Raw genomic sequence first — 20717 nt, 5'->3', positions numbered from 1 at the left:
TTAGCGGCTGATCGCGGCGACGACGGCCTGCAGCGCAGCCGGGATGGCGTCGCCGTTGGGGCCACCGCCCTGGGCGAGGTCGTCCTTGCCACCACCACCACCGCCGAGAATTCCGGCAACAGTCTTGGCGAGGGCACCGGCCTTGTGCCCGGCATCGCGAGCGGCCTGGTTGGTGGCGACGATCACGACGGGCTTGTCGGCGGCGATCGCCGAGAGCGCCACGACGACCGCGTCGGTACCGAGACGTTCCCGCGTGGCTAGGGCCAGCATCCGAACGTCGTCGGGAGAACCGAGCACACCGAGGTCTTCGGCAACAACGGTCACTGCGCCGACCCGGCGAGCCGTTGCCAACAGTGCGGGCACTCGGTCGGTCAGCGCGCGGGCTTCGAAGGCGGCGATCTTCTTCTCGGCCGCCCTGAGGCTCGTCACGAGGTCGCTGATGCGCTCGGGCAGCTGGTCGCGCGGCGTCTTCAGGCTCGAAGTGAGCTGCGACACGAGGGTGCGTTCGGCGGCGAGATCACGGAACGCTTCGAGTCCGACGAGGGATTCGACGCGGCGGTTCGCCGAACCGACCGAGGCCTCGCTGATCAGGTTGATCATGCCGATCTCGGCACTGCTGGAGACGTGGGTGCCGGCGCAGAGTTCGCGCGACCAGGGGCCGCCGATGTCGACGACGCGCACGACATCGCCGTACTTTTCGCCGAACAGTGCCATGGCACCGAGCGCCTTCGCCTCGGCGAGGGGCAATTCTCGCGTGGTCACCGGCAGGTTGTCGCGGATGGCGTTGTTGGAGATTTCTTCGATCTCGGTTCGGGTCGCCAGTGACAACGCCTGGTTCCAGGAGAAGTCGAGGCGAAAGAACCCGGCTTTGTTGTACGAGCCGGACTGGTGCGCGTTCGGGCCGAGAACCTGGCGCAGGGCGGCATGCAGAACGTGGGTACCGGAGTGCGCCTGGCGGGCGCCGCGACGCCAACTCTCGTCGACCACGCTTGTGGCGCTGTCGCCGACACCGACCTCGCCGGACTGCACGAGCACCTTGTGGCTGATCAGACCCTTGACCGGCTTTTGCACGTCGAGCACCTTGAGCTCGTAGCCGGGACCAACGATGAGGCCGGCATCCGCTTCCTGCCCGCCGGATTCGGCCCAGAGGGCCGTCTCGGCGAGGATGACTTCGGCGGTTTCACCGGCAACCGCGCTCGTGACGGACTCACCGTCCACGATGAGGCCGAGCACGCTCGACTCATTCTGCAGGTCGTCATACCCGGTGAAAACCGTCTCACCGAGGGCGCGGAAGGCGCTATAAACACCCAGGTCGGCCAGGGTTGTCTTCTTGGACTTTGCGTCGGCCTTGGCCATGGTGCGCTGCTTGGTCATGAGCACGTCGAAGGCGTCCCGATTGACGCTGAGGCCGGCTTCTTCGGCGATCTCGAGGGTGATCTCGATCGGGAACCCGTAGGTGTCGTGCAGCAGGAACGCAGTCGGGCCGGCGAGCTCAGTCTTGTTGGCCTTCTTAGTCTTCGCCACGGCCAGGTCGAGCACGGCGCTACCGCTCGCGAGGGTGCGCAAGAAGGTTTCTTCCTCGGCAAACGCGGCCTGGCTGATGCGCCCGAAGTCGCTTTTGACCTCGGGGTAGGCTGCGCTCATCGCGTCGCGGGAGGCAGGCAGCAGTTCGGGCAGGCTCACCGTGTCGACGCCGAGCAGGCGCATGGCGCGCACGCTGCGACGCAGCAGGCGGCGGAGGATGTAGCCGCGGCCCTCGTTGGACGGCATGACGCCGTCGCTCATCAGCATGAGGGAGGAGCGTACGTGGTCGGCGACGATGCGCATGCGCACATCGTCGTCGTGGTCGGCGCCGTAACGGCGGCCAGACAGGGCGGCGGCACGATCGAGCACCGGGCGAACCTGGTCGATCTCATACATGTTCTCGACGCCCTGTTTGAGGAACGCAACGCGCTCCAAGCCCATGCCGGTGTCGATGTTCTTCTTCGGCAGGTCGCCGAGAATCTTGAAATCGCTCTTGCCGGTGCTTTCGCCGCGCAGGTACTGCATAAAGACGAGGTTCCAGATTTCGACGTACCGGTCGTCGTCGGTGGCCGGGCCGCCGTCGGCGCCGTAGGCGGGGCCGCGGTCGAAGAAGATCTCCGAACAGGGGCCGGCCGGGCCTGGCTGGCCCGTGGACCAGTAGTTGGATTCCATACCGAGGCGCTGGATGCGATTGTCCGGCACGCCAATGGCCCGCCAGTAGCGGTAGGCCTCGTCGTCGTCGAGGTAGATGGTGACCCACAGGTCGCTTTCGCGAAAGCCGTAACCGCCCTGGTTCTCCGGCGTGGTCAGCAGCTCCCAGGCGAAGCCGATGGCTTCTTCCTTGAAGTAATCGCCAAAGCTGAAGTTGCCGTTCATCTGAAAGAAAGTGCCGTGCCGCGGGGTCTTTCCGACCTCTTCGATGTCGTTGGTACGGATACATTTTTGCACACTCGTGGCGCGCGGGTACGGCGCCGGAACGAGCCCGGTGAGGTACGGCACAAACGGCACCATGCCGGCCACGGTGAAGAGAAGGGTGGGGTCGTCGCTCACCAGTGACGCGGACGGCACAACGGTGTGTCCACGATCGGCGAAGAAGTCGAGCCAGCGCCCGCGAATGTCAGCAGTCTGCATGGTGTCCGTAGCTTTTGTCGTGCATGAATGTGGTGGTGCGGTGAAACGGTATGCCTGAGTCGAGCGGATGCCTACGGCGCGCTGGCCGCCGGTGCGTCACCCGCGGCATCAGCGGCGACGTCGCCGAGCGCGGCGTGCAGCTCGGCCTCGCGCTGGCGGTAGCCCTCCGAGATGGCCTCGCCGAACTCGCGGGCCTTGGTATCAAGTTCCGTGAAGAACTGCTTGCCCTGCTGGGTCTTGTTGACCTCGTGGGCCACCACGAAGCCCGCGGCCACGCCGATGACCAACCAGATGACGTTCTTCATGGCACTTCTCCCTGAATCTGGTCTAGCCGTAGCTATCGATAAGTCGGGCGCGAGAATATCAGCGCCGTCTCCAGAGTAGCCGGTCAACCCCGATTACGCCGAGGCCGCGGCCGCCCGGCGCGAAAGGCCGCCCGGACGCCGGCTGAGAAACCGGCGAACTTGATCAACGGCCCGCCGACCGTGGCCGCGAACAACGCGACCAGCGCCGAGACGTTGCCGGTGACATCCGCTACGTTGCTCGTGATGGTGTCGACCCTGGCCAGTTGCTGGTTGGTAGAACGGATGGTCTCGGTCGTCTCGGTCAGCATCGGGGTGATTCCCTCGCTGAGTTCATGGATGGCGGCGGTGGTCTCATCGAACACGCGGCCCAGTTTGACCAAGGGAATAGCGATGACAGCGACCAGAATCGCGAACACGCCGGCGGCGATGAGGCCGGCAATATCTCCACCTGACACGGTGACTCCACTCAGTTCGAGGGGCCCCTGCGGAGCCCGGGTATACAAAAAGGGCGGATCACCCTGAGGTGATCCGCCCTTCAGCGTACCGGTTGGACTAGCGAGCTGCGTAGTACTCCACGACGAGCTGAACTTCACAGGTCACGGGGATCTCGATGCGCTTCGGGGCGCGCACGAGGCGTGCCTGCAGCTTGTCGAGCTCTACCTCGAGGTACGGCGGGAGCTTGGGAAGCAGGTCGACGTGGCCGCCGGCTGCTGCAACCTGGAAGGGCTCCATGCCCTCGCTGCGAGCCTTGACGTGCATGAGCTGGCCCGGCTTCACGCGGAAGGAGGGCCGGTCGACGAGCTCTCCGTCGACGAGGATGTGACGGTGCACGATCATCTGGCGCGCCTGAGCGGTGGTGCGGGCGATGGCCGAACGCACGAGGAGGGCGTCGAGACGCGTCTCGAGGATCTCGACGAGGTTCTCACCGGTCAGTCCCTGACGACGACGAGCCTGCTCGAAGGCAATCTTGAGCTGGGCTTCGCGGATGCCGTACTGGGCGCGTAAGCGCTGCTTTTCGCGCAGACGAACGGCATAGTCCGAATCGGTCTTGCGCTTGGTGCGGCCGTGCTCACCGGGTGCATAGGGGCGCTTCTCAAGGAAGCGGGCTGCCTTCGGCGTGAGGGCAATGCCCAGGGCGCGCGAGAGGCGAGTTTTACTGCGGGTACGTGACTTGGTAGACACGGTTTCCTTTCAATCGGACTCAATAACAGGGATACCAGGGCGAGTGCGTGTTTCTACAGCACAAACGTCATGGGAGATCAGAGGATTGGGTGCCATGGGACGTTCGGCTACAGAACGAAACCCCTCCAAACTGGAAACGGACGCAGCCGCATGCCGAAACCAGTTGTAGGCAGAGGCAAGATTAGCACAGAGCGGATGCTTCGCCTCGCGTTCCCGAGGCGGGCGTCGTCGAGGGATCATCCGCTCCTCGCTCAAACATCGCGGGTGCGCAGGACACTCCGCGAAACTCGCAACCCCGCGGAGAATCCCCCGCCGCCGCAAGTTCAGAGCTGAGTCACGAATCTATTCGTTGCGGACTATGCGGCGGATTTTCAGGAGACGAGCGTGGATGTCGCGCTCGTGCCCGTGCTCGGTCGGCACGTAATACTGGGTGGTTTTCAGTTCGGTCGGCGGGTATTGCTGAGCGACGACACCGAGGGGGTCGTTGTGCGGGTAGACGTAGCCTTTGCCGTGGCCGAGGCGTTTGGCGCCCGGGTAGTGCGCGTCGCGCATGCCCTTGGGCACGCGGCCCATCTTGCCGGCGCGGACATCCGCTATGGCAGCATCGAGCGCCATGTAGGCCGCGTTCGACTTGGGGGCCGTCGCGAGGTGCACAACGGCCTGGGCGAGCGGAATACGACCTTCGGGCATGCCGATCAGCGCGACGGCATCGGCGGCGGCGACGGCGATGAGGAGCGATTGCGGGTCGGCCATGCCGATGTCTTCGGAGGCGAGGACGATGATGCGGCGGCAGATGTAGCGCGGGTCTTCGCCGGCCTCGATCATGCGCGCCAGATAGTGCAGCGCGGCGTCGACGTCACTGCCGCGCACCGATTTGATGAACGCGCTGATCACGTCGTAGTGCTCGTCGCCATTGCGGTCATAGCGCAGCAGCGCACGATCAACGGCGAGCGAGACGATGTCGGTCGTGATGACGGGCTTGCCGGTCGCGCCGGGTTCGAGCGTCGATTCCGCCGAAACGGATGCCGCCTCCAGCGCCGTCAGCGCCCGCCGCGCATCCCCGGAGGCCAGGCGAATGATCGCGCCGCGGGCCTCTGACTCGAGTTCGAACCGGTCGGCCAACCCGCGCGCATCCGTGACGGCACGATCGACGACGATGCCAAGGTCGTCGTCGCTGAGAACTTCGAGGGTGAGCAGCAGAGAACGAGACAGCAGGGGCGAAATGATCGAAAACGACGGATTTTCGGTCGTCGCGGCGACCAGGATGACGACGCCGTTCTCGACCCCTGGCAGCAGGGTGTCTTGCTGGGCCTTGGAGAAGCGGTGGATCTCATCGAGAAACAGCACCGTCGCGAGACCGTAGAGGTCGCGGTTGGTTCGGGCGTCTTCCATCACCTGTCGCACGTCGCGCACGCCGGCCGTCACGGCAGAGAGTTCGACGAAACGACGTCCGGAACTGTGCGCGATCGCCTGCGCGAGCGTGGTCTTGCCGGTTCCGGGCGGTCCCCAGAGAATGACCGATACGCTGCCGCGCTCCCCGGTCTTGTCGCTGGCCAGACTAACCAGGGGCGACCCCGGGGTGAGCAGATGACGCTGGCCGGCCACCTCGTCCAGGGTTTTCGGGCGCATTCGTACGGCGAGGGGGGCCTGGCCACTCCGCAGACCCTGTTGAGCATCCGACATTCCTCCAGCGTAGTTTGTGAGAGAGTTCTACGAGGTCGGCCGCGTTGGCGTACGGTCACGTTTTGTCCGGTCGTCGCCAACCCCGACGGCCCTGGAGGGGTTCCAAGTGGCTTCGAATTACAAGCTCGAGCGTGCGGCACGTGAAGAGCGCGGACGTGTTCGTTCCTACCAGGCCCGACGGGCGGTGCACGAGCACCAGACGAAGCGGCGCGTGCGGGACAACCTGATCGCCGGTGGCGGACTCCTCGTGGTGCTGACCTTGATCGTGATCGCCCAGGTGTTCTACTTCGCTGGCGGCCCGGGTACCCCGGCGCCGACGGCAGCTACAACGTCCAGTCCAACGCCGACGCCCACGGCAGCGGCCGGTGCCAACACCGGCGACGTGCCCGCAAGCACTATCGCCGAGGGGCGCACCTGGACCGGCACCCTGAGCCTCAACGATGTCAACCTCGGCATCGAGCTGGACGGCGCGCGCGCGCCCCAGGGCGTCTCGTCCACGGTCAGCCTCGCCCAGAGCGGGTTCTATACCGGCGTGAGCTGCCACCGCCTAACCGACGGCGGCTTCTTCGTACTGCAGTGCGGCGATCCCGCCGGCGACGGATCCGGCGGTCCCGGTTACAGCTATGGTCCGGTCGAAAACGCTCCGGCCGATAACGTCTACCCGGCCGGTACCCTCGCCATGGCTCGCCAGGGCGGCAACGGATACAGCATGGGAAGCCAATTCTTCGTGGTCTACGACGACACGACTATCTCCTCCGACGCGGGCGGCGGCTACACCGTGCTCGGTCACGTCACGAGCGGACTGGACGAGCTCAAGGCCCAGATCACGGATGCCGGCACCGCGGACGGCTCCGGCGACGGCGCCCCGACGGTGCCAACGACGATCACGGGCTTAACACTTCAGTAGGATCGATCGTCACCCCTGCGCTATTGCAATAGGCTTATCAGGGTATTTCTTAGGTTCCGCACTCTTCACTCCCGCGGATCCACACACAACAACTCAGCAAAGGTGAGGCTCTTGACTACGACAGATCAGCAACCATGGGGTCGCGTAGACGAAACCGGCACGGTTTACGTGCGCGAGGCAGACGGCGAACGCGCCGTCGGTCAGTACCCGGATGCCACTCCGGAAGAGGCCCTGGCCTACTTCGAGCGTAAGTACGTTGAGCTCAACGGGCAGGTCACCCTGCTCGAGCAACGTGCGAAGGGTGGCGCTCCGGCCGCAGACATCGCCAAGTCGGTCGCCAACCTCAAAGTTGCCGTCGCCAATGCCAACGCGGTCGGAAACCTCGCCGCCCTGGCCGAGCGCCTCGGCGCTCTCGGCGGTGCTGTCAGTGAGCTCACCGAGCAGCAGAGCATCGAGACCAAGGCCGCATCCGCTGCCGCCGTCGCTGAGCGGGCCGAGATCGTGACCGAGGCCGAGCGTCTCGCCGCCGAAGATCCGGCCAAGACGCAGTGGAAGCAGACCAGCGCCGCTCTTGACGCCCTGTTCGCCAAGTGGCAGGCACACCAGCACGACGCCCCGCGCATTCCCAAGGGCGAGGCCAACGACCTGTGGAAGCGCTTCCGGGCCGCACGCACCACGATCGAGCAGAACCGTAAGGCGTTCTTCGCCGAGCTCGACAGCGCCCACAAAGACGTGCGCACCAAGAAGCAGCACCTGATCGAACAGGCTGAGGCCCTCGCCCCCCAGGGTGCCGATGGGGTTTCGTCGTATCGCAACCTGCTCGATGAGTGGAAGAAGGCTGGCCGCAGCGGCAAGAAGCAGGACGACGCCATGTGGGCCAAGTTCAAAGCTGCCGGCGACGTGCTCTACTCCGTTAAGAGTGAAGTTGAAGCCCAGGACAACGAGGAGTTCTCGGCGAACCTGGTAGTCAAACTCGAATTGCTCACGCAGGCCGAGACCCTGCTCACTACCACCGACCGCAACGCCGCTCGCGACACGCTCACCTTGATCCAGCGCAAGTGGGATGACATCGGCAAGGTCCCGCGGGATCAGGTCAAGCCGATCGAGGATCGCCTGCGCAAGGTGGAAGCAGTCGTGCGCAAGCTCGATGACGATCACTGGAAGCGCAACAACCCGGAGACCAAGGCTCGCACCGAGGGTCTGGCCGGGCAGCTGAACGACGCGATCGCCAAGCTCGAGGCCGAGCTGGCTACCGCGCAGGAGGGCCAGAACGCCCGGGCCATCAAGGACGCCACCGAAGCGCTCGAGGCCCGTAAGGCCTGGCTCAAGGCGATCGGCCAGTAACCGGCAGGCACTTGCACGCAGGCACTTAGTTATCCACACTCGGCGCACGCAACCAGCTTCTCCACAGATCCAGGCTCCTTCGGGGGCCTGGACCTGGTTAAGCGTCACTCTGGTGGCATGACGAATCCACCGGGGCGCCCGCTCACCCTCAACGACCTGCCACTGGCCGAGCTCTACGCCGCCCGCCTCGACGGCCAGGTCTTTCAGATCGCGGACTCCTGGTGCGTGATCGATGAAATAGACGGATGCGATACCCGCGCGATCGCCGCCGGCCAGCTGGTCCCGCCCCGCGCCATCGCCGAGCAGCTCACCGCCGCGTGGATCTACGGCGTCACGCCGGAGCCGCGGCGCCACCAGTTCTGTGTATTGATCGGCGCGCGTGCCACCACCGTGTGGTCGGCTCGGGCATCGGTGCGTGAAATTGTGCGAACGCCCGATGACGTGCGCACCATCTCGGGGGTGCGGGTCACCACTCCCCTGCGCACCGCCGTCGATCTCGCCCGCTATGCGGTTTCACCGCCGGCGATGTCACCATCGACCACGTCAGAGCTGAGTGCCCTCCTGGCCCGCCTCCTGCACTACGGCCAGTACCCCGACGTGTCGGCCGCCATCCGCCTCTGCAAGCGAGGCAGCCCCGCTCACAGCGCTCTCGCTGTCGCGCGCTTCACGGCCGTCAGCACACCACTGTTTGCGCTGCGCCAGCAGGGCTGCGCGCGCAGGACCGCAGGTTAGCCGTCGCTAACCCGGTACACGTCGTACACGGCATCGATACGACGCACGGCATTGAGTACGCGGTCGAGGTGGGTGGTGTCCCCCATCTCAAAAACGAAGCGGCTGAGCGCGAGGCGATCGCTCGACGTGTTGACGGTGGCAGAAAGAATGTTCACGTGGTGCTCCGACAAGACCCGGGTGACGTCGGAGAGCAGGCCGGAGCGGTCAAGGGCTTCGATTTGGATGTGCACGAGGAACAGACTCTTCGAGGTTGGCGCCCACTCGACCTCGATCATGCGCTCGGGTTCTTTGAGCAACGACTGCACATTGTGGCAGGCGGCCTGATGCACAGAGACGCCTGCGCCGCGCGTGACGAATCCGACGATTTTGTCGCCGGGCACCGGGGTGCAGCAGCGGGCCAGTTTGACCAGAATGTCCGGTGCACCGCGCACCAGCACTCCGGAATCTCCGTTGCGGGTGGTCTGCGGCCGTCCGCGCGCGGCGACCGGAAAGTCGTTGCTGTCGTTGTCTTCGATGCTCTGTACCGAAGAGACGACCTTCTCGAGCACTGACTGGGTTGAAACGTGACCTTCACCGACGGCAGCATAAAGCGCCGACACATCTTCGTACTTAAGCTGAGCCGCGACCTCCGCGAACGAGTCCTGGTTCATCAGCTTCTGCAGCGGAAGGTTCTGCTTGCGCATGGCGCGGGCGATCGCGTCCCGGCCCTGCTCGATGGCCTCGTCGCGGCGTTCCTTTGTGAACCATTGCCGAATCTTGTTGCGGGCCCTGGGGCTCTTGACGAAGTTCAGCCAGTCTTTGCTCGGGCCGGAGTCGGGGTTTTTCGAGGTGAACACCTCGACCACGTCACCGGTGATCAGCTCGCTCTCCAACGGCACCAACCGGCCGTTGACCTTGGCTCCCATGGTGCGGTGTCCCACCTCGGTGTGCACCGCATAGGCAAAGTCGACCGGGGTCGCGCCGGACGGGAGGCCAATGACCCGGCCCTTCGGCGTGAAGACATAAACCTCTTTGGCACCGATCTCGTACCGCAGGGAGTCCAGGAACTCGCCTGGGTCGGCCGTTTCGGCCTGCCAGTCAGAAATATGGGCGAGCCAAGCCATATCGGTATCGCTCTGCGGGCCGGGGCCGCCAGCGCTCTTGCCGTTGACCTGCTCCTTGTACTTCCAGTGCGCGGCGACACCGAATTCGGCACGCTGGTGCATTTCGGTCGTGCGAATCTGAATTTCTACCGCGCGACCGCTCGGCCCGAGCACGGTGGTGTGCAGGGACTGGTACAGGTTGAACTTCGGGGTGGCAATATAGTCCTTGAACCGGCCGGGCAGCGGCGTCCAGCGGGCATGCATGGATCCCAGCACCGCATAGCAGTCCCGCACCGAGTTCACAAGCACGCGAATACCGACGAGGTCGTAGATCTCGTCGAAATCGCGGCCGCGCACGACCATTTTCTGGTAGATCGAGTAGTACTGCTTGGGGCGACCGGCAACCTTGCCGCGAATGCGCGCCGATTTGAGATCGTCGTTGATGGTGTCGATGATCTGTTGCACGAACTCTTCGCGCTGCGGAGTACGCTGCTTGACCAGGCTTTCAATTTCGGCGTAGAGCTTGGGGTACAGCACCGCAAAGGAGAGGTCCTCGAGTTCCCACTTGATCGTCTGGATCCCCAGGCGGTGCGCGAGAGGGGCGTAGATCTCCAGGGTCTCGGTGGCCTTGCGCACGGCGGATTCGTTGGGAACGAAGCCCCAGGTGCGGGCGTTGTGTAGCCGGTCGGCAAGTTTGATAATGAGGACGCGAATGTCCTTGGACATCGCGACGATCATCTTGCGCACGGTTTCGGCCTGGGTCGAGTCGCCGTACTTCACCTTGTCGAGCTTGGTGACACCATCGACGAGCATGGCGATTTCATCGCCGAAGTCGGCCCGCAGGGCGTCGAGGGTGTAATCGGTGTCTTCGACGGTGTCGTGCAGCAGGGCGGCCGCAATGGTTTTGGTACCGATGCCCAGGTCGGCCAGAATCTGCGCCACGGCGACTGGGTGGGTGATGTACGGCTCGCCGCTGCGACGCAGCTGTCCGTCGTGCGCTCGCTCGGCGGCGGTATACGCGCGTTCGATGATCGACAGGTCGACCTTCGGGTGGTTCAACCGCACCGTCTTGATCAGGCGGTCAACAGCACCGGCGGGCTGGGCCCGAGAGAAGATGCGAGGAACCAGACGGCGCAGCGAGGCCGGGGAGGGGGTCGTTGTGTCCGTCATAGTCTCACCTCGTGCGTCACGCCCGCCGAAAGACGCGGGGTTGCGTTCCATCAATTATGCCGGTTCTGCGGGCGCAGTCCGTACGCCTCCGGCATAACGCTCTGTGCGGGGCCTACCCAGTCATCTGCAGAAACGGCCAGTCCGCAGGGACTGGCCGTTCCGGTCGTGCCAACTGAGCTGACTAGGCGGTGACGCTGGCCGCGGCCGGGGCCGAGGCCTTGGCGCGCGCAGCGAGGGCCTTCTTGTCGTGCTTGCGAATAGCGTCCTCGTTGTTGCGCAGCTGGGCGTACAGCGGTGATGCGATGAAGATGGTCGAGTAGGTTCCGACCAGAATTCCGATGAGCAGCGCGAGCGAGATGTCGCGCAGCGTGCCGGCGCCCAAGACGAACGCACCGATAAACAAAATGGATGCCACGGGCAGAGCCGCGACCACGGAGGTGTTGATCGAGCGCACGAGGGTCTGGTTCACGGCGAGGTTGACCGACTCGGAGAAGGTCCGGCTCGAGCCGGACCCGTCGAAGTTGGTGTTCTCGCGAATCTTGTCGAAGACCACGACGGTGTCGTAGAGCGAATATCCCAAAATGGTGAGGAATCCGATCACGGCCGCGGGTGTGATTTCAAAACCGGTGATTCCGTAGAACCCCGCGGTGATGACCAGGTCGTGCAGCAGGGCGACCATGGCCGCCACGGACATTTTCCAGGTGCGGAAATAGATGGCCATGATGATGCCGGCGAGCACGAGGAACACGACCAGGGCACGCAGTGCCTGCCCGGTGATGTCCTGCCCCCAGGTGGCGCCAATGAAGGAGGTGGCGACTTCCTTGACGGGCACGTTGTAGGCGGTGGCCAATGCGTCGCGCACTCCGGTCGTCTCGCCTTCGGACAGCTGGTCGGTCTGTACTCGAACGCCATCGGTGCCGACGGTGGAGACCTTTGGTACGGCATTCGGAACGACGCTGGAAACGGCATCCACTGCGGTGGTCTCTGACTGGCTGCTCGTCTGCGAGACGACGAACTCGCTGCCGCCGGTGAACTCGATGCCGAAAACGAAGCCGCCGCGCAGCAGGAACGGGCCGACCAGCGCGATGAGGATCATGCCGCCGGCGATCAGATACCACAGCTTGCGACGCCCGACGATGTTCAGCGAACGAGCGCCCGTGTAGAGGTCATTTCCAAATTTCGAGAAGCTGGCCATCAGGAATCCTTCCCGTCCGTTGATCGATCAGTGCTGGAACCCACGAGCTCGGAAGCCTTGCGCTCCGCGATGGTTTGTCGTTTCGCCGCCTCTTTACTCGAGGAGGAGACCTTGGTCGCCGGCACGGAAGCCGAGGGTTCAAACCGCGCTCGACCACGATAGACAGCACCGAGGGCTCGCGGATCAAGGCCGCTGAGTTTGTGGCCCTCGTTGAAGAACTTGGTCTGGGCGATCAGTTGCAGCATCGGGTGGGTGAACAGACTGACCACGAGGAGGTCGACGATGGTAGTGAGGCCCAGGGTGAGGGCGAAGCCGCGTACGTTGCCGACGGCGAGCACGAACAGCACTGCGGCCGCGAGGAAGTTGACGACGTCGGAGGCGACGATGGTGCGGAAGGCTCGCTTCCAGCCGGCCTCGACCGAGGACTCCAGCCCGCGCCCATCACGCAACTCGTCACGGACGCGTTCGAAGTAGACGATGAACGAGTCGGCGGTGATACCGATGGCCACGATCAAACCGGCGACGCCGGCCAGTGACAAACGGTAGCCTTCACGCCAGGACAGGATGGTGATCAGCAGGTAGGTGATCACCGCTGCCACGCCGAGGGACGCAACGGTGACCAAACCGAGCAGGCGGTACTGAGCGAGTGAGTAGAGGACGACGAGGATCAGACCGATCAATCCGGCAATGAGGCCGTTGAGCAGCTGGGTCGAACCGAGCGTTGCCGAGATGGTGTCCTGGCTCTGCACGGTGAAGCTGATCGGGAGTGCACCGAACTTGAGCTGGTCAGCCAGGGCCTTGGAACTTTCCTGATCGAAAGACCCGGTGATCTGAGGCTTGCCGTCGAGGATGGCACCCTGGGTGGCCGGGGCCGAAATCACGTGGCCGTCGAGCACGATGGCGAACTGGTTCTGCACACCGGTCAGGCTGAACAGGCGGGTCGTCACGTCTGCAAACTTCGAGGTTCCCGAGCTGTTGAAGACGATGTTGACGGCCCACTCGCCGGTGGTCGCGCCGTTTTGAGTGGTGCGCTGGCCGTTGGTCGCGTCCGAGATCGTGGAACCGTCGACCTCGACCGGGCCGAGGATGTATTTGACCGAGCCGTCGGTCTCACAGGTGATCAGGGGCTGGTCGGCGGGCGCCACGTTGGTGCTGTTGATCTTGTTGCAATCGAAGGCGTCGTACTCGGCCTGAAGAGCCGGGGTGACGTAGTTCAGGTCGCTCGCGTCGGTCGGTGCAACGGCCGGTGTGGTCGACAGGCTCGGATCAACCGTCGCCTGCGGCGCCGGCGTTGCGGTGCCGTCGGCCCCGACGGTCTGGCCGGACGGCTGCCCGGCTACGAGTACGGCCCGAAATTCGAGCTTCGCCGAGGACTTGATGCGCTCCAGGGTGGCATCATCGGGGGTGCCTGGAATCGAGACGACGATGTTTCGACCGCCCTGAGTGTTGACTTCTGTTTCCGACACTCCAGACGAGTTGATGCGCTGTCGAATGATCCCAACGGCCTCGTCGAGCTGCTCCGAGGTGACTGTCGCGCCACTCTCCACCTGCGGGGCGAGGATAATCTGGGTTCCGCCCTCGAGGTCGAGGGCCAGTTTCGGCGTCCACGATCCGTTCTGGGTGAATACACCGAACGCGTTGAGGGCGATGAGGCCGACGATAATCACGCCAAGCCAGGTCAGGGAACGCCAGGCCTTCTTGACCGGAGACGACTTAGCCACCTATGAACTCAGCTTTCTGTTGGCGCCCACACCAAACTGTGTGGACGCGCCGCTTGATGCATTACGTGCGTTTCGTGCAATAAATAAACGTGCCAAGCGAGTATGCCCTACGAAATAGGCCGTACCGAACTATGCCTGCCGAAAAACGACTACGCGTCACCCTTTTTGGGCTGGTCGGTCGTGTCGGTGTCAAGGTCGGCAACGCGCTGGCCGAATTCCGGCTCGTTCAGCGAGTCGATGGCCTGAACGCTCTCGTCGTCGAGTTCGTCGGCGACAACCGGCTCAACCACGCGAGCGATGGTCTGGCGGTGGATCTCGACGATGACGCCGGGCGCGATCTGCAGCTCGACCTTGTTGGCTTCTTCATCGATGGCAATGATCGTGCCGTACATGCCGAAGTTGGTCATGACGTCGGCGCCGGGAACCATGGTGGCCTGCAGGGCCTCCTGGTCCCTCTTGCGCTTGCGGCCGTTGCGGAACATGAAGAAGACGAGTACGGCCAGGACGGCCAGCATGACGAGAGTCAAAGAATCCATAGAGCGGTGAAACCTTTCGATTGCGGCGCGGGTGGCCGAAGCTGTGAGTGAAGACCCGACAGCAGGCCTAGAGAATATGCCTCTAGACAGGCGGGCCAAATTGAATTATAGGTCAAGAAGGGTCGTACTGCCCTGTGCAGTCGAGCCCGGGGGCGGCACGAGGCCAAAATGTTGCCACGCTGCGCTGGTGGCAACGCGCCCTCGCGGGGTACGCGTGAGGAAGCCTATCCGCACCAGGAAAGGCTCGACGACCGCTTCGACAGTTTCGGACTCTTCCCCCACCGACACGGCCAGGGTATTGAGCCCCACCGGTCCGCCGCCAAAACGAGTCAAAATGATCTTCATGACCTCCCGGTCGAGCCGATCGAGGCCGATCGCGTCGACGTCGTAGAGTTCGAGGGCTGCGTGCACCGCGGCGATGTCGGCAGCTCCCCCGTGCACGAGCGCATAGTCGCGCACGCGGCGCAGCAGGCGGTTCGCGATGCGCGGTGTGCCACGGCACCGTCCGGCGATCTCGGCGAGGGCATCCTTCTTGATCGGCAGCTCGATGAGCTGCGCTGCCCGGGCCAACACCTGTTCGAGCTCGCTCTCGGCGTAGAACTCGAGGTGGGCGGTGAAACCGAAACGGTCCCGCAGAGGGTTCGGCAGCAGGCCAGACCGGGTCGTGGCACCGACCAGGGTGAATGGGGCCAGGTCGAGTGGAACGGAAGTGGCGCCAGCACCCTTTCCCACCATGATGTCGATGCGAAAGTCTTCCATAGCGAGGTAGAGCATCTCCTCGGCGGAGCGTGCCATGCGGTGGATTTCATCGATGAACAGCACCTCGCCGGGAACCAAGGACGACAGCACGGCCGCTAGATCGCCGGCGTGCTGGATGGCCGGACCACTCGACATGCGCAGCGGGCGGTTGCCCTCGTAAGCGACGATCATGGCCAGGGTGGTTTTGCCGAGGCCGGGAGGGCCAGCCAGGAGGATGTGGTCTGGCGTGCGATTCTGCATGGTCGCGGCGGTCAGCAGCAGCTGCAACTGCCCACGTACCTTTTTCTGGCCGACGAATTCGGCCAGACTCGCCGGGCGCAGAGCGCCCTCGAAGGCTAGCTCGGACTCACTTTCGAGCGAGGGGCTGACCAGTTTGATGGCGGAGTTTTCGACAGCGGGATCAGTGCTCATGAGCGCCCCGTTCCGTTGCTCGCGGCCGCCGACCCGGTGGCGTGGTGCGCTGCCGGACCCAGGCGGCCGAGGGCCAACCGAAGCACTGCGGCCACCGCCGGCGGCGCAGCGTCGTCATCGGCGACATCCGCCAACTCGGTGAGGGTATCGTCGACGGCCTCGGCCGCGACGCGCTCCGACCAGCCGAGGCCGATCAGCGCGGCCTGCACGCTGACAGCAACCGAGGTGGCATTTGGCTGGCGGGTTGGAGACGTCGCCGCGGTGACGGCGAGCTTGCCGGCCAGGGAGAGAACGATGAGTTTGGCGGTTTTCGGTCCAATGCCGCTGACCTTGCGGAAGGCGCCGTCGTCGTCGCCGGCGACGGCCTGCGCGATCTGGTTGGGGCTGAGCACCGCGAGCACGCCCAGGGCGGACTTGGGACCCACACCGGTCACACCGACGAGGAGTTCGAAGACCGCAAGCTCATCGGCAGTGGGAAAGCCATAGAGAGTGAGCGAATCTTCACGCACGATGAGGGTGGTCACCAGCCGGGCTTCGTCATTGATGCGCAGGCCGAGTGCGGTGGCCGGCGTCACCTGGATGCCGAGGCCGACTCCCCCAACCTCGATCACGACGGTTGAGCCGACAGCTGAAAGGACAAGGCCACGTACGGAAGAGATCACCGCTTAAGACTACGGGGCACCGCTGACGCTGCTGGCACCGACCCACGTTCGGCGGCACGCCAGGCCCTCTGCGCTGGCGTCAGCGCGCCCGTCGTGACCGTGGCAGCTTTTACCGAGGCGACGGTCGGCAGGGTGCCACCGGATGCTCCGGTGCGCCAGGCGTGGCAGATCGCGAGGGCGAGGGCATCCGCTGCGTCAGCTGGTTTGGGAATCTCGGTCAGCCCGAGGATGCGGGCGACCATGGTGCCGACCTGCTTCTTATCGGCGGCACCGTAACCGGTGATGGCGGCCTTCACCTCGCTCGGAGTGTGCAGGGTTACCGGCAGACCGCGCTGCGCGGCGAGCAGCAGGGCGACCCCGCTGATCTGCGCTGTGCCCATGACGGTGCGCACGTTGTGCTGGGCGAAGACCCGCTCAATGGCGATGAACTGCGGCCGGTGGCGGTCGAGCATCTCTTCCAGACCCTGGGACAACAACAGCAGCCGCCGCTCCAGCGGAAGGTCGGCGGCGCTCCGCAGCACGGTCACATCGACCAGACGGGCGGAGCGGTTGCCCTCGACATCGACCACGCCCACACCGCAGCGGGTGAGGCCCGGGTCGATGCCGAGAACCCTGACCGCCATCGAACTACTCGGACTCGGCTGCGAGTGCGGCCTGAACCTCGGCCGACAGGTCGTAGTTTGAGTACACGTTCTGCACGTCGTCGAGGTCTTCCATCGCGTCGATCAGGTGGAACACTTTGCGGGCGGTTTCGGCGTCGACCTCAATCTTGAGCGACGGAATGAACGCGATGTCAGCTGACTCATAGTCGATTCCGGCGGCCTGCAGCGCGGTGCGGGTGGCGACGAGATCGCCAACGGAGGAGTGGACCTCGAAGGTGTCCCCCTCGTCGATGACCTCTTCGGCGCCGGCATCGAGAACGGCGAGCATGATGTCGTCTTCGGTGAGTGTCGGCAGGTGCTTGACCACAACGACGCCCTTGCGGTGAAAGTTGTAGGCGACACTGCCCGGATCGGCCATGGCGCCGCCATTGCGGGCCATTGCTGTGCGCACCTCGGCTGCGGCACGGTTTTTGTTGTCGGTGAGGCACTCGATCATGATCGCGACACCGTGCGTGGCGTAGCCCTCGTACATAATCGTCGTGTAGTCCACCTGCTCGCCCGACAGCCCGGCACCGCGCTTGACTGCGCGGTCGATGTTGTCGTTGGGGACCGAGGTCTTCTTGGCCTTCTGGATAGCGTCAACCAGCGTGGGGTTACCCGAGAGGTCAGCGCCGCCCAGTCGGGCCGCGACCTCGATGTTCTTGATGAGCTTGGCGAACGCCTTGGCCCGCCTGGAATCGGTGACCGCCTTCTGGTGCTTGGTAGTGGCCCATTTGGAATGCCCGGACATACATCTCCCGTTGTTGTGCTACGTCAAAATTAAGTGAGCGCTGCGAAGTCGGTGCACGCTTAGTGCCGGATCAGTCTATCCCGGAGTGACTTCCAGCAGCTTGTGCAGCGTGTGCAGGTTACGGGTGGTCGTCGTGTCACGGTACTTGAGCTTGGCGCTCTTCTTGCTGAAGGCGCTCTTGATGCCCACGGCCTTGCGAACCTCCCAGTACAGCACGCCGTGGCCGAGTTCGATGCGTTCGTCGGACGGCTCGAGCTCCTTGGCGTGACCGGCCAGTTCACTGAGATGACCGGGGTCGGAGGAGAACATGACATAGGAATGCCAGCCGTCATGATCGGCGGTGAAGGGAAAGGCACGCACGATCCGGTCGAGCGATTCGGCGTCGACCAGCACGATCCAGGCCTCGTACTCGAACCGGGCGGTCAGGGCCGCTTCGATGCGCGCCTTGAGGGCCGCGGCATCCGCTTTGTCGACGAGCGGACTGTCGATGCTGAAAATGACGTTGCCGCTCGCCAGCACGGTTTTGACGTCGGTGTAACCGAGGTCGTGAAAGGTGTCGGCAAGATTGGCCATGGCGATGGTGATGCCGTTGACGTTGATGCCACGGAGCAGTGCTACATATCGGGTCATCGTTGACCACCGGGTGTCTGAGTCATGTCTGAACCCTAGCCACACTCGCGCGCCCGGCACAATTGGGCCTGGCATCAGCGGGCGGCGGCGACCAGTTTCCGCAGGAAATACTGATGAAAACGGTATTCACCGGTGATCTCAGGGTGAAAGGACGTGCCGAGCAGGTTTCCCTGTTCCACGGCGACGCACCGGCCGTCGTCGAGGGTGGCCAGGGCGGTCGCCAGCGGGCCGACGGTTTCGACCACCGGGGCGCGAATGAACACCGCGTGCACCGGTTTGTCACCGAGCGCTGCAATGTCAAGGTCGGTCTCGAAGGAAGCGGTCTGCGAACCGAAGGCGTTGCGGCGCACGGCGATGTCAAGTCCGCCGAGGCTCTGCTGGCCGTTCATGCCATCGAGAATCGTGTCGGCGAGCATGATCAGCCCCGCGCAGGTTCCATAGACGGGCAGCCCGCCGCGGATGGCTGCGCGGAGCGGTTCGGCTAGGCCGAAGGTACGGGCGAGCTTGTCCATGACGCTCGATTCGCCACCCGGAATGACCAGACCGTCGACCTGGAGCAATTCTTCCGGACGGCGCACCAGGGCGACGTTCGCGCCGAGCTCGCGCAGTACCTGCGCGTGCTCACGAAAATCGCCCTGCAGGGCGAGCACCCCAACCCGCAGTCCTGCCGTTACAGCAGCCTCTGCCGGTCGGGTGCCCATCGAGAGAATCGTCACGAACGGTCTGGCTACCAGCCGCGCGTAGCGAGGCGGTGCGGTGCGGGGATGTCCGACACGTTGATACCGACCATGGCTTCACCGAGGCCGCGGGAGACCTCAGCGATGACCTTGGCGTCGTCGTAGAAGGTGACAGCCTTCACGATGGCGGCGGCACGCTGTTCGGGGTTGCCCGACTTGAAGACGCCGGAGCCAACGAACACACCGTCAGCGCCGAGCTGCATCATCATTGCGGCGTCGGCCGGGGTGGCCACGCCTCCGGCGGTGAACAGAACCACCGGCAGCTTGCCGGTGGTGGCGATCTCGGCGACGAGCTCGTAGGGAGCCTGGAGTTCCTTGGCGGCGACATAGAGTTCGTCACGGCTCATCGAGGTGAGGCGCTTGATCTCGCCGTTGATCGTGCGGATGTGCTTGGTGGCTTCGGAGACGTCGCCGGTGCCGGCCTCGCCCTTGGATCGAATCATGGCCGCGCCCTCGTTGATGCGGCGAAGCGCCTCACCGAGGTTGGTAGCGCCACAGACGAAGGGAATGGTGAAGTTCCACTTGTCGATGTGGTTCATGTAGTCGGCCGGGCTAAGCACTTCGGACTCGTCGATGTAGTCGACGCCGAGCACCTCGAGAATCTGTGCTTCGACGAAGTGGCCGATGCGGGCCTTCGCCATGACCGGAATGTTGACCTCGGCGATGATGCTGTCGATCAGGTCGGGGTCGCTCATGCGGGCCACGCCACCCTGCGAGCGGATGTCGGCGGGAACGCGTTCGAGAGCCATGACGGCGACAGCGCCGGCGTCTTCAGCAATACGAGCCTGGGCAGCGGTGACGACGTCCATGATGACGCCGCCCTTGAGCATTTCGGCGAGTCCACGCTTGACGCGGCTCGATCCGAACTGCTCGGCAGAGGTTGATTCAGTCATAACTACGATCCTATTCCTTGCATGGTGGTGGTCTGGTCGGAGCCTGGTGGGTGTGAGCCGAAGACCGGGGCGCACCAGCACGCGCCCGGCCGTGAGAAAAAGCTAGAGAGTGCTTGTGGCGGCAGCCGTAGGCGCCCCGGCGACGGGCCAGACCTCGGCGATTTCCCGACGCACGTCGCCGAGCAGGCGCGGGATGGCCTTGGTACCGGCGATGATCGGAAAAAAATTAGAGTCTAGGGCCCAGCGCGGAACGATGTGCTGGTGCAGGTGCTCGGCGATGCCTGCCCCCGCGATACGTCCCTGATTCATACCGATGTTGAAGCCGTCACAGTTCGACACCTGCGTGAGCACCCGCATGGCGATCTGGGTGAACTCGCCGATTTCGGCGATCTCCTCCGGCGTGGCCTGGTCGTAGGTGGCGACGTGCCGATACGGACAGACCAGCAAGTGGCCGCTGTTATACGGAAAAAGGTTGAGTAGCACGTAGGCGTGGGTACCCCGCGCCACGATCAGCGCCTTCTCATCGTCCAGGGTCGGCGCGATGCAGAACGGGCAGTCGTCGGGGTGCGGCTGCTGCCCATCCTGGATGTAAACCATCCGATGCGGCGTCCACAGCCGTTGAAAGGCATCCGGAACACCGGCGAACTCGGCAGCGGTCTCCCCCGCGCCGGCGTCGACGGCGTCGGAACCGCGCAGTCGATCTGCGGGAATGGCCGGCACG

General features: G+C 64.4%; 20 protein-coding genes. 3 read left to right on the top strand and 17 right to left on the bottom strand.

Translation table 11 applies throughout. From position 1 onward, the window contains the following. From alaS to BLS91_RS07095, 5 genes are all read right to left on the bottom strand, one after another. Nucleotides 1–2655 carry an alanine--tRNA ligase gene (gene alaS, locus BLS91_RS07115; RefSeq protein ID WP_092340040.1) on the bottom strand — a complete coding sequence of 885 codons (2655 nt, stop codon included), beginning with the start codon at nt 2653–2655 and terminating at the stop codon, nt 1–3. Between the two features lie 71 nt (nt 2656–2726). Next, nucleotides 2727–2960, bottom strand: a complete 234-nt coding sequence (locus BLS91_RS07110) for a hypothetical protein (RefSeq protein ID WP_092340039.1) — start codon at nt 2958–2960, stop codon at nt 2727–2729. Nucleotides 2961–3043: 83 nt separating this feature from the next. Next, nucleotides 3044–3415 carry a DUF948 domain-containing protein gene (locus tag BLS91_RS07105; protein ID WP_092340038.1) on the bottom strand — a complete coding sequence of 124 codons (372 nt, stop codon included), beginning with the start codon at nt 3413–3415 and terminating at the stop codon, nt 3044–3046. 97 nt (nt 3416–3512) lie between these two features. Further along, on the bottom strand, nt 3513–4142 hold the full coding sequence (gene rpsD, locus BLS91_RS07100; RefSeq protein ID WP_092107727.1) for a 30S ribosomal protein S4: 630 nt from the start codon (nt 4140–4142) through the stop codon (nt 3513–3515). Between the two features lie 342 nt (nt 4143–4484). Next, nucleotides 4485–5825 (bottom strand): replication-associated recombination protein A, encoded by a 1341-nt coding sequence (locus tag BLS91_RS07095; RefSeq protein ID WP_092340037.1) that lies wholly within the window; start codon nt 5823–5825, stop codon nt 4485–4487. 106 nt (nt 5826–5931) lie between these two features. Here BLS91_RS07095 and BLS91_RS07090 point away from each other — a divergent pair, with 106 nt between their 5' ends. From BLS91_RS07090 to BLS91_RS07080, 3 genes are all read left to right on the top strand, one after another. Beyond that, nucleotides 5932–6732 (top strand): peptidylprolyl isomerase, encoded by an 801-nt coding sequence (locus BLS91_RS07090; protein ID WP_092340036.1) that lies wholly within the window; start codon nt 5932–5934, stop codon nt 6730–6732. 111 nt (nt 6733–6843) lie between these two features. Then, a complete protein-coding gene (locus tag BLS91_RS07085) occupies nt 6844–8076 on the top strand; it encodes a DUF349 domain-containing protein (RefSeq protein WP_092340035.1) in 1233 nt (410 codons plus the stop codon). A 117-nt stretch (nt 8077–8193) separates the two neighbouring features. Next, entirely contained in the window at nt 8194–8808 is a 615-nt protein-coding gene (locus BLS91_RS07080; protein WP_092340034.1) for a type IV toxin-antitoxin system AbiEi family antitoxin, read from the top strand. On the opposite strand, the gene BLS91_RS07075 is transcribed toward BLS91_RS07080, so the two are convergent. The 12 genes from BLS91_RS07075 to BLS91_RS07020 all read right to left on the bottom strand — a co-directional run bounded on the left by BLS91_RS07075 (nt 8805) and on the right by BLS91_RS07020 (nt 20716). Further along, nucleotides 8805–11060: a RelA/SpoT family protein gene (locus tag BLS91_RS07075; RefSeq protein WP_092340033.1), complete on the bottom strand. Its 2256-nt coding sequence runs from the start codon at nt 11058–11060 to the stop codon at nt 8805–8807. The genes BLS91_RS07080 and BLS91_RS07075 overlap by 4 nt on opposite strands. Nucleotides 11061–11241: 181 nt before the next feature. Further along, entirely contained in the window at nt 11242–12255 is a 1014-nt protein-coding gene (gene secF, locus BLS91_RS07070; protein WP_092340032.1) for a protein translocase subunit SecF, read from the bottom strand. Then, nucleotides 12255–13976 carry a protein translocase subunit SecD gene (secD, locus tag BLS91_RS07065; RefSeq protein ID WP_092340031.1) on the bottom strand — a complete coding sequence of 574 codons (1722 nt, stop codon included), beginning with the start codon at nt 13974–13976 and terminating at the stop codon, nt 12255–12257. The genes secF and secD overlap by 1 nt, the downstream gene beginning before the upstream one ends. Nucleotides 13977–14125: 149 nt before the next feature. Continuing rightward, nucleotides 14126–14512 carry a preprotein translocase subunit YajC gene (yajC, locus tag BLS91_RS07060; RefSeq protein WP_092340030.1) on the bottom strand — a complete coding sequence of 129 codons (387 nt, stop codon included), beginning with the start codon at nt 14510–14512 and terminating at the stop codon, nt 14126–14128. Between the two features lie 105 nt (nt 14513–14617). Next, nucleotides 14618–15682, bottom strand: coding sequence for a Holliday junction branch migration DNA helicase RuvB (gene ruvB, locus BLS91_RS07055; RefSeq protein WP_092340029.1), 1065 nt, complete (start codon nt 15680–15682; stop codon nt 14618–14620). Beyond that, a complete protein-coding gene (gene ruvA, locus BLS91_RS07050; RefSeq protein ID WP_092340028.1) occupies nt 15679–16344 on the bottom strand; it encodes a Holliday junction branch migration protein RuvA in 666 nt (221 codons plus the stop codon). The genes ruvB and ruvA overlap by 4 nt, the downstream gene beginning before the upstream one ends. Continuing rightward, complete coding sequence (gene ruvC, locus BLS91_RS07045) at nt 16341–16967, bottom strand: crossover junction endodeoxyribonuclease RuvC (RefSeq protein ID WP_092340027.1); 627 nt, start codon at nt 16965–16967, stop codon at nt 16341–16343. The genes ruvA and ruvC overlap by 4 nt, the downstream gene beginning before the upstream one ends. Nucleotides 16968–16971: 4 nt before the next feature. Continuing rightward, nucleotides 16972–17736: a YebC/PmpR family DNA-binding transcriptional regulator gene (locus BLS91_RS07040; protein WP_092340026.1), complete on the bottom strand. Its 765-nt coding sequence runs from the start codon at nt 17734–17736 to the stop codon at nt 16972–16974. 75 nt (nt 17737–17811) lie between these two features. Further along, nucleotides 17812–18366, bottom strand: coding sequence for a DUF1697 domain-containing protein (locus BLS91_RS07035; RefSeq protein ID WP_092340025.1), 555 nt, complete (start codon nt 18364–18366; stop codon nt 17812–17814). Between the two features lie 74 nt (nt 18367–18440). Beyond that, nucleotides 18441–19067, bottom strand: a complete 627-nt coding sequence (gene pdxT / locus BLS91_RS07030) for a pyridoxal 5'-phosphate synthase glutaminase subunit PdxT (RefSeq protein WP_092340024.1) — start codon at nt 19065–19067, stop codon at nt 18441–18443. Nucleotides 19068–19093: 26 nt separating this feature from the next. Beyond that, nucleotides 19094–19996 carry a pyridoxal 5'-phosphate synthase lyase subunit PdxS gene (gene pdxS, locus BLS91_RS07025; protein WP_092340023.1) on the bottom strand — a complete coding sequence of 301 codons (903 nt, stop codon included), beginning with the start codon at nt 19994–19996 and terminating at the stop codon, nt 19094–19096. A 102-nt stretch (nt 19997–20098) separates the two neighbouring features. After that, nucleotides 20099–20716, bottom strand: a complete 618-nt coding sequence (locus BLS91_RS07020; protein ID WP_369827338.1) for an HIT family protein — start codon at nt 20714–20716, stop codon at nt 20099–20101. Between the last annotated feature and the right edge of the window lies 1 nt (nt 20717).

It is taken from the genome of Cryobacterium flavum, from assembly GCF_900103805.1.
GTDB classification, from domain to species: domain Bacteria; phylum Actinomycetota; class Actinomycetes; order Actinomycetales; family Microbacteriaceae; genus Cryobacterium; species Cryobacterium flavum.
Note: the sequence above shows the minus strand (reverse complement) of the source record. Positions and strands in the feature narration are given on the sequence as shown.